Consider the following 14,945-nt stretch of genomic DNA (forward strand, 5'->3'; position numbering starts at 1 on the left):
TTTTAACTATGGCATAGCTCTTGCTGCTTGGCCGTCAGTTCGATTTCAAAACCTAAATCTTCTAGCATCTTATAATCTTTATTTTTTTCCTGCCCCGCTGTCGTTAAATAATCGCCAACAAAAATACTATTTGCCGCATAAAGTCCTAGCGGTTGCAGTGCGCCTAAATTAACCTCTCGCCCGCCAGAAATTCGAATTTCCTTGGTCGGATTGATAAAACGGAATAACGCGAGCACTTTTAAGCAGTAACGAGGATTTAATTCCTTTGTTCCTTCAAGCTTCGTGCCAGCAATCGCATTTAAAAAATTAACAGGAATCGAATCCGCATCAAGTGCATGCAGTGCATATGCAATATCTACAACATCTTGCTTCGTTTCCTTCATGCCCACAATCGCACCTGAACACGGTGACAGCCCATGCTTTTTAGCAATCTCCACTGTATTAACACGGTCTTGATACGTATGGGAGGTCGTAATAAAATCATGGTGTCTTGCAGATGTATTCAAGTTATGGTTATAGCGGTCAACACCAGCCTCTTTTAACTGCTCCGCCTGCTCCTCCTTAAGTAATCCTAAACAAGCGCATACCTTTAAGCCATACTTTTCTTTAATTTCCCTAACCGCTTCACTCACAATACGAACATCCTTGCGCGTAGGTCCTCGACCACTCGCAACAATGCAAAATGTACCAATTTGATTGTCAAATGCCTGCTTCGCTCCTGCTAAAATTTCCTCTTTCGTGATAAATGGATATTTCTCAATTGGTGCACTTGATATCGATGATTGCGAGCAATAACCACAGTTTTCAGGGCAGTAGCCACTTTTGGCATTCATAATCATATTAAGCTTCACTTTATTGCCGTAATAGTGCTTGCGAATAGTATATGCTCCATGTAGCAAAGGCAATAATTCCTCATCTGGCACACTCAAAATCGCCAAGGCTTCATCATTCGTTAAAAGTCTTCCTTCAATCACTTCATTCGCTAATTGCTGCCAGCTCATTCTGCTCCCCACTCCCTACTTGATTGGTAAAATTCGCAATGTCTTTTGTAAACGATAGGCAAGTAATCCTGCAAAGATTGCTAAAACAAAATCTTTCGGCATCGGCGGAACCATCCATGCCCATGCCATTTTATAACTAAAGCCATCCGGCGCAGCAGCCCAAAGCTGATAGGCAAAATACATCCAATTCGTACCTAAAATATAAATCAAGGTCATCGTTATTAAGCCGCTTACTACATAAGCCTTTCTTGATTGGTAGCGCTCAACAATTGCGCCCGCAATATAAGCGCAAATGATAAAGCTAACAATAAAGCCGAATGTAGGAGATACAAGTGCTGAAGGCCCCCCAGAAAATTTTGCGAAAACAGGTGCGCCAGCTAGTCCAATACACATATAAACTGTACAAGCAACTGCACCTTTCACTCGCCCTAGCACAAGCCCAGCTAAAACTCCAAAAAAGGTTTGCAATGTGATAGGTACCCCACCCGCAACTAAAAACGGCACAAAAGAAGTGATATTCGCTCCAACCATCATTAATGTTGCAAACGCACTGCAATAAAGTAAATCCAAAGTACGCCAAGCTGTTCTTTTTGATACTACTTCCATTAATTACACCTCCACTTACGTTAACCAAATAAAAAATAAGGTTAACATAAATATAAATGAAGGATTAAATTTTAGTCAATAGTTTTTTATAATCTATATTTATTAATTGCCACTGGATTAACTCTCATCCAGATTTTTCTGAGCTAATTGGTGGGAGTTAACCTAAAACCATCACGACCCATGACATACGCTGGAGGTTTAGGTCATCACGATATTAGTCACTCAGTCGTTATCTTCTTAGAGTGAGTTCCTCTTTATTAGCGAGTGTTTGGACATCCGCTGAAATCGGTCTTATACTTGCATTCATTTCGTCACCTATAGTGGTGGGAGACTTCTGTACCTATCGCTATGCTTTCTGTACAAAAAACATTGCTGAAAGACGTTAAATCAACTGATATTAAAAACGTCTTGGGGCGAATATCAATATTTCTACTTTGTTACGTTCAAATGCGGCAACGAACTACAAAAGCCTTCCAAAGATAGGGGGAACAACACGAATTTGGCATATTATTTACTTACTAGGTATTTCTATTAGGGCATTAAGCCTTGATATATAAATTCACCTTTGTTTACATGTTTTTTTGGGAAAATATCTACTAATTAATTCACACATATTATTTATTTATAAAAATATGATGAATACGACTAGAGAACATGTCAGCTACTTCATACTATGGAAATGTAATCTGCAGATTATAAATCATTATTTTTGGGAGGTGAAAATTACATGCCTTTAACTACTGGCCCAATTGAAAATACAGGAAACTTACCTGCTAATGCGACTAGTGTTCGTGTAAAAGTTCTCAATCTCACTGGTGGTTTACTAACTGGAGTAGTCCGAGTTTATAGACTTAACGGTTCAAGACAATTATTGTCAACAACTCCTTTTGCAGCTGCGGCTAATGCTTCTACCTTTGTAACTCCAGGTGTAGGGGGCGCGTTCCAATATGAAGTTGAAATTGCCCCAAATCAAACTGGTGGATTATATAGTGTTTATGGGCGAACAGCTTCAGGTGTTATCATTGATGCTCAAAGACTTGTAAACTCAGAATTAACACCAATTCTTTAATTGAATAAACAGATTTTTACTGTTAATCCCGGAAGGGGCTGTCCAAAAAGCCGTGCATAGCCGGCATTTTGGACAGTAGCGATGATGTTTCACAAAATATTGATTCATCGCCTCTTTAAACAATGGGATGAACATGGGCTTTAGCAGTGTACTCCTTCAGTAAAAGGGAAGCGATGAAAACATTGATTTCAATGCGGTGGCAAAACAAAATGGACTTTTCGGACAATTCTTTCTCTTATTTTTCTAATTCCTCCCTTACATATTTTGGTTCGAATATTGAGAACAAATTAAAAAAGCTGCTCACAAGAAACATGTGAAGCAACTTCTATTTCAGGCTGTACATAAAGTTATACAACTGTCGGGACGCTTAGAAGTTCAAAAAATGCAACTAATCTAGTCAGTCGCATAAAGTTTATTTATTTTGTATTATGAAATAATCTCACATTTCAAGGTATTTCGATTTACTGTGATATATTTACCTGTTGATTTATTCATTACTTGTGATACTTCCTTAGTATGCATTATCTCACACCAATCATTTTGTATATCCACCAATAATTTTATTTCCACATCACTTTCTCCATATTTTAAACCACTATAAGATAATTTTGTCATTGTCATCATTCCTTCCTTTATCTTTAAAATGTTATCAAATATGGTATTTCAATCTCCTTTTTTATATAATCTCAGATGTGTTGATTATGTAAATATTGTCTATTAATTAGCATGTTTTATTTAGAGGAAGCACCTTTTGTTAGGCATACACTCGTTGATTGGAGTGGAGGGGGCGACTCCATCGGGATCAGTGCGAGCTGAAAATCCATTTATTTTGGCGAATGCCGAAATAAATTAGTTGAAGCCGCCCCCCGAGGAAAGCGTCCCCCGCAGCGGAAATTAACGAATAACTAGGTTTTCTCTGTAAAATAAAGGCTAATCAACACACCTGATATAATCTATTTCTAATATACTACACATCATTGAAATTTATAAAAAAGCAACAATCTTTGCGAAAACAGCCTAGCAAAAAAAGCAACTTAGAAAACAAACGCCTTCTAAGCTGCTGTAATTTAATATGAAAATTTATAATTTATAGCATAAAAACATTCCTTACATTGTTAATTAGCGCTCACACTTTCACCTAAATATGCATTTAACATCCACGTATGTTTCTCAATACTTTGATACATTGCATTTAACATATCCTCTGTACGGTCGTCGCCTTCCTCTGCTGCAATTGACATCGTTTCATTAAGTGCCTGCATAATTGTTTTAAAATCGGCGACAATTGTAGCAACCATTTGTTCCGCCGTTTCCTTACCTTCTGCTTCTTCAATTAAAGATTGAGCTAAATGTTCTTGCAATGTTGCGACAGGCTTGGCATCTTTTGACAAAATACGCTCTGCCAATTCATCTAAGTTTAATGTTGTTTCGTTATATAATTCTTCAAATTTTTCATGTAGCGTAAAGAAAGATGGACCACTTACATACCAATGATAATTGTGTAATTTCGTATACAGTACAGAATACGTTGATACAAGCTCGTTTAATTTTGTGTTTAAATTTTTAGACATAGATAAAAACTCCTTTGTATTTTAGTACACTATACTTTACCCACTTTTTACTTTTTTAATCATTTATTATTTTTTCATAGAGAATGACTGCACAATGTTAGCATTAATTTTTTAATTGGATACTTCATTAGGATAAATGGACCTAATTAATTCAAAAGAGGCCTTTGTTAAATATTTTGCAGGCTCTTTCATCGCCATCTCTGTCGTAATAGAATGATGAACGACTGTGCCACAATAGTGAAAATGTTGTGTTAATATCTGTTTGTCCTCTTCCGCAATTGTGCCTGACAATAAAGCAACAGGTATATCGTGCTTTCTGGCATATGTAAGTACACCAAACGGTGCTTTGCCGTGTAATGTTTGTTGGTCAGATTGTCCTTCACCAGTAATAATCAAATCGGCATTTTCAATTGCTTGCTCAAACTGCAAGTGCTTTAATACAAGCTCTACCCCTTGATTAAACTGACCATTCAAAAAAGCGATTAATGCACCGCCCATTCCTCCAGCAGCACCAGCACCTTTGTAATGATGTAATTGTATTCCCATTTCTCTCTCTATAACATCAGCCCATTTTGTTAAAGCCTTGTCAAAATATTCGATTTCATGTGCTGGCACACCTTTTTGTTTGCCGAAAATTGCCGTAGCTCCTTTCTCACCAATAAGCGGATTATCCACATCACAGGCAATTGAAAAATAAGCATGCGCAATTCGCTTATCCCAATTTGTAAAGTCTAAATGATGAATTCGCTGTAATCCATCTATTGTTGTTTCAATCTCCAATCCTGCTACATCAAGTAAACGCAAGCCTAGTGCACGTAACATCCCTACACCACCGTCGTTTGTTGCACTCCCACCAATGCAAATAATAAATTCCCTATAGCCTTGAGCTAATGCCTCTTGAATCAACTGTCCTGTACCAAAGCTTGAAGCAATTTTAGGGTTTCTTTCATCCTCGCCAAGTAATGTTAAGCCAGAAGCTTGTGCCATTTCGATGATGCATGTTTTACCATCCCCTAAAATTCCGTAGCTCGCTTTAATTTCCCTGCCTAATGGATCTAAGACTTGTGCTGTTTTCAATTGACCATTTGTACATTGAATTAGCGTTGCGAGCGTCCCTTCCCCACCGTCTGCAATTGGAAGAAGCACTGTTGTGGCATTAGGCTTCAGTTTTTTTATTCCTTGTTCAATACTTTTTGCAGCCTCAAATGCGGATAATGTTCCTTTAAATGAATCGGGGCTAATGACAATTTTCAAATGTCCCACTCCCTTCCTATGTACTTTTGGAATTATTATAGCATCAATTTCAGCCTAATTACCGATGGAGTACTTTGTTTATTTTTGTTATGCTAATAGACGGTTTCAAAAAAACGTGTCCTGCAAACACGAATAAGGTGGAATATCTATTATGAATTACAGAGTTTTATTGTATTATTTTTACACAACGATTGAGGACCCTGCGCTATTTGCTGAAGAGCATTTACAACAGTGTAAGGACCTTGAACTAAAAGGTCGTATTTTAGTTGCGACAGAAGGTATTAACGGTACAGTTTCCGGTACAGTTGAAGCGACAAATGCCTATATGGAATTAATGAAAAATAATCCATTATTCAAGGGAATTGTCTTTAAAATTGATGAGGTAGAAGGTCACGCATTCAAAAAAATGCATGTACGCCCTCGCCCTGAATTAGTAAATTTAAGCTTAGAGGATGATATTAATCCGCATGAAATTACAGGTGAATACCTATCCCCTGCACAATTTTTAGAGCAAATGCAAGATGAAAATACGGTTGTTTTAGATGTGCGCAACACGTATGAATATGATGTCGGGCACTTCCGTGGTGCCATACGCCCAGAAGTCGAAAATTTCCGTGATACGCCACAATGGGTGCGTGAAAATCGCGAATTATTTGATGGGAAGCGCGTATTAACTTATTGTACTGGCGGCATTCGCTGCGAGAAATTTTCTGGCTGGCTAAAGCGGGAAGGCTTTGAGGATGTAGGGCAATTACACGGCGGCATCGCGACTTATGGCAAAGACCCTGAAACAAAAGGTCAGCTTTGGGACGGTCAAATGTATGTGTTCGATGAACGATTAACTGTGCCAATTAACCAAGTAGAGCATGTTGTTGTAGGAAAAGACCATTTTGATGGCACGCCTTGCGAGCGCTATATTAACTGCGCTAACCCCGAGTGTAATAAGCAAATTTTAACATCTGAAGAAAATGAAGCAAAGCATTTAGGTGGCTGTACAATTGAATGTACGAAGCATGAGCGCAATCGTTACATTGTTAGACATGCTTTATCAGAGGAGCAAGTGCAACAAGCAATTGCTGCACTAGAGCAAGCCTAGTTTTTTAAGCAATCGGAGTTGTGCGAAAAGTCCATTTTGTTTTGCCACCGCAGTGAAATCAATGTTTTCATCGCTTCCCTTTTACTGAAGGACAACACTGCTAAAGCCCATGTTCATCCCATTGTTAAAAGAGGCGACGAATCAACATTTTGTGAAACATCATCGCTACTGTCCAAAAGGCTGGCTATGCACGGCTTTTGGACAGCCCCAACTTTAGCTTCTATAATCCATTATCTAGTTCAAATTTTAAGCTTTCTAGCTACTTTTGTATTCACTCTTGAAAAGCAGATATGTTCCAAAGTGTAACCGTTGTAATTTCACCATATTTTTCAATTCGCTTTTAGACGCAGTGATAAGTAAAGGCATTACTACCATAAATCCCTACAAGCAATCGAATATTTTGTGTGAATTGAACATGGTATGTTGTTTCGTAAAAATATGCAATTTATTTGATTAAATTTGGCATCGTTAGCGCCATATTTTGCATTTCTTGCAATCGCATTGAATGCTTCCATAACGCATTTTACGTTTTTTGCTCTCTATTAAGTAAAATCCCCCAAAAAATGCTCCTAATTTCGAGTGAAATGCTTTTCTAAATAATCAGCAGTTAGTTTATAGTGCTCGACAAGCTCTGTTACTACATCTAAAATTTGTACCTTTAATGCTCATTTTTCAATAAATGGATAATCGTTTGTAGTATTGTGACATTTTCCACTACAACTAATTGCAATTTTTTGCGTGTACGAATAATTGTATGGTAAAGCACTTGCAATGGGTCAATTGCCGCACTTTTTCTAGCAGCTGACAAACGACCATTTGCCTTATAGGTGAAATGATTATCAATAATGACACATACGCGATTAAATTCATGCCCTAAAATATCACGTGTCGTCGGTCGCTCGAAGTGATAGCAATCTACAACAAGCCATTTCGTTCTTTTACATTCTTCGATATGTTGGATAAAGGCATCTTTTGTCGAAAAATAATGAACGCTAATATTTGGAAAATGTTGTTTACCTATAACTAAGCGTTGGTCAAAAAGCTGTTGCACAAATGATTGCATTTCCTTGTTGTAACGCATCACCATTTTAAGCTCATAAATTTTTGTATCAAAATGCTTCTCAATATAGCCAAGCACGTCAATTCGTTTCCCTTTTCCAAATAAATAATGCCCTGCATCAAGCGAAAAAACAGCAGGTGTATTGCTTTGCATAAGCTTTGCTCGAATATGCTGGAGCTGCTCATAGCTTAGCTTTTGAGCCTCATCTATTACGACGATATCAATATTTGTTAAAGACATGACACTTACTGTTTGAATATCCCAACCATATTGCTCATTTAAAATACGCTGTCCGCGATTTAACACATTGCCATGCACGAGTACAACCCTTTTCCCTGCTTTTTTCCACGTTTTTACTAAATCATATGTCAGTAATGTTTTGCCTGTTCCTGGTGCTCCATCAATGACAACAGATGTATTTTGCTCTACTAAATCAAGTATTTCTCTTTTAAATGTCATTTGTGGAGAGGTTAAAAAATATTCCCCATTAATAAATGCATGTGGTAGCTCAAATGGTGAAACAAGATAATTAATTGGGTCGAATACATCATCAATATTCGTCAGCATTCGGGCTTGCTGATTTTCTAACACTTGCAGCAGATGTAAAAACGATACTTTGATTAGCTTCTCATCTTTTAACTGATACAGTGTTTTCGTTGATGAAACAAATGTAAAGCTTAAAATATCAACTTCTAAAAACTTTAAGTAATAGACATTTTGCTTTAATTGCTTAAGTATGCGATGCTCTGTACTTTCACTCTTCAACTCAATATTTACAATATAGTTTTTCCCAATACGTAATAAATCGAATTCCTTGCTAATTTGCTTAATTCGATAGCCAACAAAAAATTGATGTAGCTGTGCTGCACCAGCGCTAGCTAACTCTGTAATAAGCATATTCAAATCATCTAGCTCGTTCGTCCGCATTTTATCCATATCAAACTGCTGCGTATATTGTAGAAAGGCAGATTCGGATAAATCCTTATATGCGTCAAGCAATGATTGTAAATGAATTGCTTTCATTAAATATCACCCACCTATTTATTAGTCTATCGAATAATGGTATGGAGTGGAAGGCTAACTATGAATTATGATGATTATTCCTATATATTTGATTTTAGGGTCTTTATAATGAGCCAAAGACCCAGCGATGATTGTAACGGTAAAGCTGTGATGGTCTGTATGCACCTTCCTTTACCTCTTTACCTGTTGCCACAACTTTGTCAGCAATATGACGACGGAATTGTGCCTTAAATAAGCTTTTTCCTAAAATCATTTCATTTTATGTCACAATATTTCATTAATTTACATGTTATAATTGGATGGAATCTTTCGGAAAGCGAGGAGAAGCAAATTGTTTTATTACGTAGCAAATTGCATTTGTTGCAAAAAAGATTTTAAAATTGTAGAAGGCTCTCGCAAGTATCAGTTGTACAAGCAAAATATGAATGGTAGGTTTGCATGTGATGATTGTAGTCACAAAGTTGAACTAGATGCACGAAAAGGTTTATTTGGGAAGTTGGGGTAAAGGGCGTCCAAAATGCCGTGCGGTAGTAGGCATTTTGGACGCTTTTGTTTGGTGTTTCGGCAAAATATATGCCTTTGAAAATAGGGAAATACTAGATTTAGTGGCTTGTTTTTTTATTTAAAATAAAATTTAGATAAGCACTGTAATAGAGCAAAATCAAGTTCATCTATTACATCTATCTGTCCAACCATATCCCATAAATGAATATGCGACATTTCTTCATTTACTGTAAAAGGCATTAATTGCTCCAGTTCCCCATAGTATATGGGGTTGTATTTGCTTTTACCAGTTTCTATATTTTGACTTTGCGCTACACCAACAAACAGTAACTTTTTGACCACTTGTCCCGTTTCCTCATATAGCTCCCGCATCGCGCATTGCCTTGGTGTTTCTCTTACTTCACGTTTTCCTGCTGGTAATTCCCATTGATTGCGCCAACGATTATAACAAATTAACCATTTTCCTTTCATTTGAATAATAGCATACGAGCCTGCTAATGGTTCAAGCCTTACTAGCTCATTTTCTTGAAGCTGTAGTAACTTCAAAAAAGTATATCCATGATTTTTCGTTTGCATGTAATCTCCTTAAGTTAATAGATTAACCGTTCTACTGAAATCAATTTATTATTTGCGAATTTTGCTACGATAATATCTGGCATTTTTAAGCTTTGCCAAAACTCTATATCATATTGTTTATCGAAATAGTTCAATAATAAGGTTAAAATATTGCCATGTGTGCCAACGACGATGTTTTCATTTTTATGGCAGTTCAGCAATTTTGCAATAGTTGGAATAACACGTTTTTGGGCGGTTATGTTTGACTCGCCTCCTGCAAAAGAGAAAGTCGGTTCAGCCCATACTTTGGCAATGCCACTTAAAAAATCAGAAATCGTTTCCGTTGCTAAAATGCGTTCATTCAATGTTTCTTTTTGAATAATCGTTAAGTTTTTCTCACTTGCTATCGGCTGAATTGTTTCAATGGCACGTTTATAATTACTGGCATATATTGCGTGAATTTCTAATGCTCCAAACACTTTTACTAATTTCTGCGCCTCCACCCAGCCTTCTTTTGATAAAGGTCTGTTGTATTCGTCTGGTGTGTAGTATGAGTGTGCATGGCGCACGAAATAAATTGTATTCATCGCCTATCTCCTGTACTGCTCTGGGATTGGTTTATTTGGTCTTTGTGAGCAATAGTGACAGTCTGAGTCATTACATTTTTCCTCAAGCCATTTATTGCATGTTGCACAAAAATAAGCATCATACTGGTCATCTCGAATTTTTTGACTGCGACATTGTTGACAACGCTCTTCTAAAATTCTTCCTTCAATTTTAAAGCCATTAATTATGACATAATCATCCTCTTGTCGGATGTTCATATATTTCCCCTCCATTATTCACTTTCATTCATATGGGGTATCCATGAGTTTTTGACAAAAACTTACTGATTGAAAACGAGAGTAACATAGGGTTCCTCAAAGTAAAAGAGAAAAGAATGAAATTCCTCTTTCAATGCACTTCCAAAACAAATTTGCCTTTTCCAACAGCCCTCCATTAACTTTACTATTATTGCTATGCTAATATCAAGATAACTGGGAAGGAAAATAACAAATGGTTCATTACACAAATATACGATGAAATAATCCCGCTTTTTGAACTAATAGCGATGATATTTGAAAAAAAAAGGACAGGGATGTCCCAAAATGCAGGCTATGCACGGCTTTTGGGACATCCCTTGAATGCTGAAAGAAGTTAATGCTCTTCCCCCACTATCTCTCGTATTACATTATTATAGGCTAGTTGAATTTCAATCTTATCATCTTTATCATTTGCAATTAACTGCGCCACTTGTTCATGCAAAGTTTTTGAAACACCATTTAGCTGATTTTGCATAATATTTGATTTTAATAATTGCTCATAATGTTTTACTACCTGTCTATCCATTTTGTGCACCTCTTTAAATTACTTGCTCGATTTGCTGACGCAATGTTTTCGCTGCTGCTACCATATTTGCTAACGCTGCCACCGTTTCTGGCTCCTTACGCGTTTTTAAGCCGCAATCTGGATTTACCCAAAATTGGTTACGTGCTAATACTTGTAGGCTATCTTCCATAATTGTCAGCATTTCTTCCTCACTTGGCACGCGTGGGCTATGAATATCATAAACACCTAAGCCGATGCCTTTGTCGTAAGGGTTATTCTGTAGTGAGCGAATGAGCTCTCCATGACTTCTAGACGTTTCGATTGAAATTACATCCGCATCCAAGGCACTAATTGGCTCAATGAAATCATTGAATTCGCAGTAACACATATGTGTATGAATTTGCGTTTCATTCTTTACGCTGGCTGTCGCCAGCTTAAAGCCTCCTACAGCCCATTGTAAATAAGCATCCCACTGCTCTTTGCGAAGCGGTAAGCCTTCTCTTAATGCGGGCTCGTCTACCTGAATAATGGAAATACCTGCTTGCTCAAGTGCCTCGATTTCCTGACGCAATGCTAATGCAATTTGATATGTCACGTCTTTACGCTCTATATCATCACGCACAAATGACCAATTCAGAATTGTTACAGGACCTGTTAACATTCCTTTCACACGACGCTTTGTTAAGCTTTGTGCATAAAGTGTTTCCTTCACAGTCATCGGCGCTTCCCACGCTACATCTCCGTAAATAATTGGTGGCTTTACACAGCGTGAGCCGTAAGATACTACCCATGCATTTTCAGTAAATGCAAAACCTGCTAGCTTTTCGCCAAAATATTCTACCATGTCTGTCCGCTCAAACTCACCATGCACTAGAACATCAATATCCAGCTCCTCCTGGATTGCAATCCAGCGTGCTGTTTCTCGCTTTAAAAATTCATTGTACACTTCAGTTGTTACATCACCTTTGCGCCATGCATTGCGCTTTTGCTTTACTTCATCTGATTGCGGGAAGCTACCAATCGTCGTTGTAGGAAATAACGGTAATTGTAGCGCCTTCTGTTGAATTGCCACACGCTCTTTATAGGATGTTTTGCGCTCAAAATCTGCTTGCTGAATCATTTGAACTGCCTGTTGTACTCCCTTATTGTTGCGAATAGGATGGTTTTTCAACGCTTCTATCGCCTTCATGCTTGTTGATATGGCGCTATTAGTTGATGTGTCCTGTCCATTCAAATAAGCTGTTACTTCCACAATTTCAACTATTTTTTCATCTGCAAAAGCAAGCGCATCTCGCAAGGTCGAATCGAGCCTTGCTTCAAACTTCGTCGTAATAGGTGTATGCTGTAAATGGCACGAAGGCTGAATCCATAGCTCCTTAGCACCTGAAAGTTGCTCAATTGCCTTCACCGTCGAATATACTTCCGCTAAATTTGCCCGCCAAATATCTCGTCCATTGATGATACCAATAGCTAAAACTTTGTCTCCTGGGAAACCATGCTGACGTAGTGCATTCATATTATGCGTATAGCCATGTATGAAATCTAGCCCAATACCATGAACTGGGAGCTGTGTAAGCTGCTCGTATGCTGATAAGGATTCAAAATATGTTTGTAACATCAATTTCGCTTCTGGTACAGATGCAGAGAGCTGTGCATATATTTCCTGCACAAGTTGAATTTCTTCCTTATCTAATGAAGTAACAAGCGCCGGCTCCTCAAGCTGTATCCATTCCGCGCCAACCTCAGTTAGCTCCTTTATTATTTGTGCATATAAAGGTAAAATGGCTAAAACGAATGACGCTTGAGATACGCGGTCATAGCCCTTTGTTAGTTTTATAAATGTATAAGGGCCAATAAGTGTCGGCTTTGCGGTAATATCAAATGCAGCCTTTGCTTCTATAAAATGCTTTAGCACTGTATTTTCTGTTAACTGTAGTGGTTGCCCTTCGTATTCAGGCACAATATAGTGATAATTCGTATTAAACCATTTCGTCATTTCACTTGCGACTGCCTCTTTATTGCCACGTGCCATAGCATAATAAGTTTGCAAATCAACTTTCCCACCTTGCCAATTAAAGCGCTTTGGTACAAGTCCAAACATAACAGCCATATCCAGCACGCGGTCATAATTGGTAAAATCGCCAACTGATACTACATTCAATCCTAGCTGCAATTGTTTTTCGATGCGACTTAAACGAATTTCCTTTTGCTGTGCTAGAAAATCCTCTTCTGTTATTTCGTGTTTCCAAAACTTTTCTAAAGACTTTTTCCATTGGCGATTTTCCCCAATATATGGATAGCCAATCGTTGTTGTTACATATGCCATTTCACAAACCAACCTTTCAAAATTAGTTTTTTACAACAAAAAACCATTTTCCCTCATTGGAAAATGGCTAATTAATTTATATATCGCAAAAAAACACGTAATGGTATTCCATTCGCTCTTGTTTTATCGCTCGTACTTGTAACATTTATCGTTACTTTTCACCACCTATTTCCACGTAGGTATTTGGTGTGTACTAGATATTGGCAGGTCTCCTGGCTTGTCATCACAGCGCCTCACAGCCTTCCCAGTTTCCCACCAGTGGCATTTGTGATTTGCTCCGACTTACAGTTGCGGGACAGCGTCGGATTTGCACCGACTTCCCTTTTAAGCCAAACCTTCGCTTGGCACCAACTCTTACACATTATTCAATTGTGCTATTACTTTATCATACTTTTATCTAAATGTGCTATCTTTTCTTAATATTTTTATTTCTTTAGTATGTTTTAAAAAAAGCTGTAAAAAGGCGTGTCTCAAAATGAATTTTCAGACACACCCTTCCCCACTGCTCTCAACAATTTGATTTTCCATTAGCAAAGAGCCTCTTTATTTACGCTTTAAAAACAGTAATGCTAATCCAGCTAATATCACAACAATAATTGCTGACATAAGCCAGCCGCTTTTAGTGCTTGCTTCCTCTGCTGCATTAGCCGCTGTTTGCTGTAGCTGTACATAATGCAATGCCATATCTTCTACAGAATTCTCTTCCGCATGATGGTCGTCATGACCATGACTGTGACTATGACCGCCACTTGCTGTTGTAAAATAAGACAGCTCAACAGTGCTACCTATCCAATCCTCTGCCTTGTCAGAAGTTGCAGAAATACGCGGATGTCCAGATAAAGGATATTCATGACCAGCGATGACTAGAATCGTTGTTTTATCTTCCATTTTTACTTCTTCAATCACACCTGTAGGACCAGTAACGAAGCCGCCCATTTGTGGCAATGTATGACCGCCCATATCATCATTCAAATGCGCAAAAATAAAATCGATATATTGTGCCTTTGTCATTGTTGCGTCTGGCTCATCAAGATTTAATGCCTTATGGAAAAGCGCTGTATTTAGCTCCTTATATGTAATATCACCCTCTAACGAGGATACATATTCCTCCTGCAAACTAGCATTTGCTTGCTGCTCAAAATCTTCCCCCTCTAATTGGTAAAAGCCCGCAACCCATGCTGCAAATTCCATACGTGATAAGTTTTTTTCTTGCGCTAGCTTCATATCCTGTCCATTATAACCAAGCAACCCTAAACTATTTAACAATAGTATTTTTTGCGCATTTTCAGCAGTTGGTTCAACGTCCTCATAGATGTTTTTCTCTGTCATAGTATGCGCCGAAACGCTTTGAGCAGCTATTAAAAAGCATAGCCCTAAAAATGCAAATATTTTTTTCATACTTTTTCCTCCCATTATCTATCTGCTTTTTCAGTATAGCCAAGAAATGTGAGTAAAGTATGAAATTACTTTCGTTTTTTTAGGGAATTTTCAAATTCCACACTGCAAGTAATT

General features: G+C 37.8%; 15 protein-coding genes and 1 riboswitch. Of the genes, 2 read left to right on the top strand and 13 right to left on the bottom strand.

Features of this window, described 5'->3' with window-relative positions; translation table 11 throughout:
* Window positions 1-2: 2 nt before the first annotated feature.
* Complete coding sequence (gene bioB / locus MHH70_RS03400; protein WP_342472552.1) at window positions 3-1,001, bottom strand: biotin synthase BioB; 999 nt, start codon at window positions 999-1,001, stop codon at window positions 3-5.
* Between the two features lie 15 nt (window positions 1,002-1,016).
* On the bottom strand, window positions 1,017-1,607 hold the full coding sequence (locus tag MHH70_RS03405) for a biotin transporter BioY (RefSeq protein ID WP_066163571.1): 591 nt from the start codon (window positions 1,605-1,607) through the stop codon (window positions 1,017-1,019).
* 727 nt (window positions 1,608-2,334) lie between these two features.
* Here MHH70_RS03405 and MHH70_RS03410 point away from each other — a divergent pair.
* A complete protein-coding gene (locus MHH70_RS03410; protein WP_066163573.1) occupies window positions 2,335-2,676 on the top strand; it encodes an ATPase in 342 nt (113 codons plus the stop codon).
* A 426-nt stretch (window positions 2,677-3,102) separates the two neighbouring features.
* Here MHH70_RS03410 and MHH70_RS03415 read toward each other — a convergent pair whose 3' ends face one another.
* The 3 genes from MHH70_RS03415 to MHH70_RS03425 form a co-directional block, all read right to left on the bottom strand.
* Window positions 3,103-3,291, bottom strand: a complete 189-nt coding sequence (locus MHH70_RS03415) for a hypothetical protein (protein WP_107943090.1) — start codon at window positions 3,289-3,291, stop codon at window positions 3,103-3,105.
* A gap of 500 nt (window positions 3,292-3,791) precedes the next feature.
* Window positions 3,792-4,247: a Dps family protein gene (locus MHH70_RS03420; RefSeq protein WP_066163574.1), complete on the bottom strand. Its 456-nt coding sequence runs from the start codon at window positions 4,245-4,247 to the stop codon at window positions 3,792-3,794.
* A gap of 111 nt (window positions 4,248-4,358) precedes the next feature.
* Window positions 4,359-5,501: a glycerate kinase gene (locus tag MHH70_RS03425; RefSeq protein ID WP_342472553.1), complete on the bottom strand. Its 1,143-nt coding sequence runs from the start codon at window positions 5,499-5,501 to the stop codon at window positions 4,359-4,361.
* A 151-nt stretch (window positions 5,502-5,652) separates the two neighbouring features.
* Between MHH70_RS03425 and MHH70_RS03430 the strand changes: the two genes are divergently transcribed.
* Window positions 5,653-6,597 carry a rhodanese-related sulfurtransferase gene (locus MHH70_RS03430; protein WP_066163578.1) on the top strand — a complete coding sequence of 315 codons (945 nt, stop codon included), beginning with the start codon at window positions 5,653-5,655 and terminating at the stop codon, window positions 6,595-6,597.
* Between the two features lie 658 nt (window positions 6,598-7,255).
* On the opposite strand, the gene MHH70_RS03435 is transcribed toward MHH70_RS03430, so the two are convergent.
* From MHH70_RS03435 to MHH70_RS03470, 8 genes are all read right to left on the bottom strand, one after another.
* Window positions 7,256-8,680: an AAA family ATPase gene (locus MHH70_RS03435; RefSeq protein ID WP_066163580.1), complete on the bottom strand. Its 1,425-nt coding sequence runs from the start codon at window positions 8,678-8,680 to the stop codon at window positions 7,256-7,258.
* Between the two features lie 103 nt (window positions 8,681-8,783).
* Window positions 8,784-8,933, bottom strand: coding sequence for a hypothetical protein (locus MHH70_RS03440; protein WP_342472554.1), 150 nt, complete (start codon window positions 8,931-8,933; stop codon window positions 8,784-8,786).
* A gap of 365 nt (window positions 8,934-9,298) precedes the next feature.
* The gene (locus MHH70_RS03445) at window positions 9,299-9,760 is read right to left on the bottom strand and encodes an NUDIX hydrolase (RefSeq protein ID WP_066163581.1); all 462 of its coding nucleotides are present in this window, start codon (window positions 9,758-9,760) and stop codon (window positions 9,299-9,301) included.
* Between the two features lie 14 nt (window positions 9,761-9,774).
* A complete protein-coding gene (locus MHH70_RS03450; RefSeq protein WP_066163582.1) occupies window positions 9,775-10,326 on the bottom strand; it encodes a histidine phosphatase family protein in 552 nt (183 codons plus the stop codon).
* Between the two features lie 3 nt (window positions 10,327-10,329).
* Window positions 10,330-10,563: a hypothetical protein gene (locus MHH70_RS03455; RefSeq protein WP_066163584.1), complete on the bottom strand. Its 234-nt coding sequence runs from the start codon at window positions 10,561-10,563 to the stop codon at window positions 10,330-10,332.
* A 373-nt stretch (window positions 10,564-10,936) separates the two neighbouring features.
* Window positions 10,937-11,128, bottom strand: coding sequence for a hypothetical protein (locus MHH70_RS03460; RefSeq protein WP_107942591.1), 192 nt, complete (start codon window positions 11,126-11,128; stop codon window positions 10,937-10,939).
* A 13-nt stretch (window positions 11,129-11,141) separates the two neighbouring features.
* Window positions 11,142-13,433: a 5-methyltetrahydropteroyltriglutamate--homocysteine S-methyltransferase gene (gene metE, locus MHH70_RS03465; protein WP_342472555.1), complete on the bottom strand. Its 2,292-nt coding sequence runs from the start codon at window positions 13,431-13,433 to the stop codon at window positions 11,142-11,144.
* 184 nt (window positions 13,434-13,617) lie between these two features.
* A riboswitch (cobalamin riboswitch) is annotated at window positions 13,618-13,800 on the bottom strand.
* 176 nt (window positions 13,801-13,976) lie between these two features.
* Complete coding sequence (locus MHH70_RS03470) at window positions 13,977-14,831, bottom strand: hypothetical protein (protein ID WP_342472556.1); 855 nt, start codon at window positions 14,829-14,831, stop codon at window positions 13,977-13,979.
* Window positions 14,832-14,945 lie beyond the last annotated feature (114 nt).

This window comes from Metasolibacillus sp. FSL H7-0170, from assembly GCF_038593115.1.
GTDB classification, from domain to species: domain Bacteria; phylum Bacillota; class Bacilli; order Bacillales_A; family Planococcaceae; genus Metasolibacillus; species Metasolibacillus fluoroglycofenilyticus.

Excerpts from the sequence above, each read along its gene's own strand:
- bioB (WP_342472552.1), bottom strand. The coding sequence starts at position 1,001 with ATGAGCTGGCAGCAATTAGCGAATGAAGTGATTGAAGGAAGACTTTTA.
- MHH70_RS03405 (WP_066163571.1), bottom strand. The coding sequence starts at position 1,607 with ATGGAAGTAGTATCAAAAAGAACAGCTTGGCGTACTTTGGATTTACTT.
- MHH70_RS03410 (WP_066163573.1), top strand. The coding sequence starts at position 2,335 with ATGCCTTTAACTACTGGCCCAATTGAAAATACAGGAAACTTACCTGCT.
- MHH70_RS03415 (WP_107943090.1), bottom strand. The coding sequence starts at position 3,291 with ATGACAAAATTATCTTATAGTGGTTTAAAATATGGAGAAAGTGATGTG.
- MHH70_RS03420 (WP_066163574.1), bottom strand. The coding sequence starts at position 4,247 with ATGTCTAAAAATTTAAACACAAAATTAAACGAGCTTGTATCAACGTAT.
- MHH70_RS03430 (WP_066163578.1), top strand. The coding sequence starts at position 5,653 with ATGAATTACAGAGTTTTATTGTATTATTTTTACACAACGATTGAGGAC.
- MHH70_RS03435 (WP_066163580.1), bottom strand. The coding sequence starts at position 8,680 with ATGAAAGCAATTCATTTACAATCATTGCTTGACGCATATAAGGATTTA.
- MHH70_RS03440 (WP_342472554.1), bottom strand. The coding sequence starts at position 8,933 with ATGATTTTAGGAAAAAGCTTATTTAAGGCACAATTCCGTCGTCATATT.
- MHH70_RS03445 (WP_066163581.1), bottom strand. The coding sequence starts at position 9,760 with ATGCAAACGAAAAATCATGGATATACTTTTTTGAAGTTACTACAGCTT.
- MHH70_RS03450 (WP_066163582.1), bottom strand. The coding sequence starts at position 10,326 with ATGAATACAATTTATTTCGTGCGCCATGCACACTCATACTACACACCA.
- MHH70_RS03455 (WP_066163584.1), bottom strand. The coding sequence starts at position 10,563 with ATGAACATCCGACAAGAGGATGATTATGTCATAATTAATGGCTTTAAA.
- MHH70_RS03460 (WP_107942591.1), bottom strand. The coding sequence starts at position 11,128 with ATGGATAGACAGGTAGTAAAACATTATGAGCAATTATTAAAATCAAAT.
- metE (WP_342472555.1), bottom strand. The coding sequence starts at position 13,433 with ATGGCATATGTAACAACAACGATTGGCTATCCATATATTGGGGAAAAT.
- MHH70_RS03470 (WP_342472556.1), bottom strand. The coding sequence starts at position 14,831 with ATGAAAAAAATATTTGCATTTTTAGGGCTATGCTTTTTAATAGCTGCT.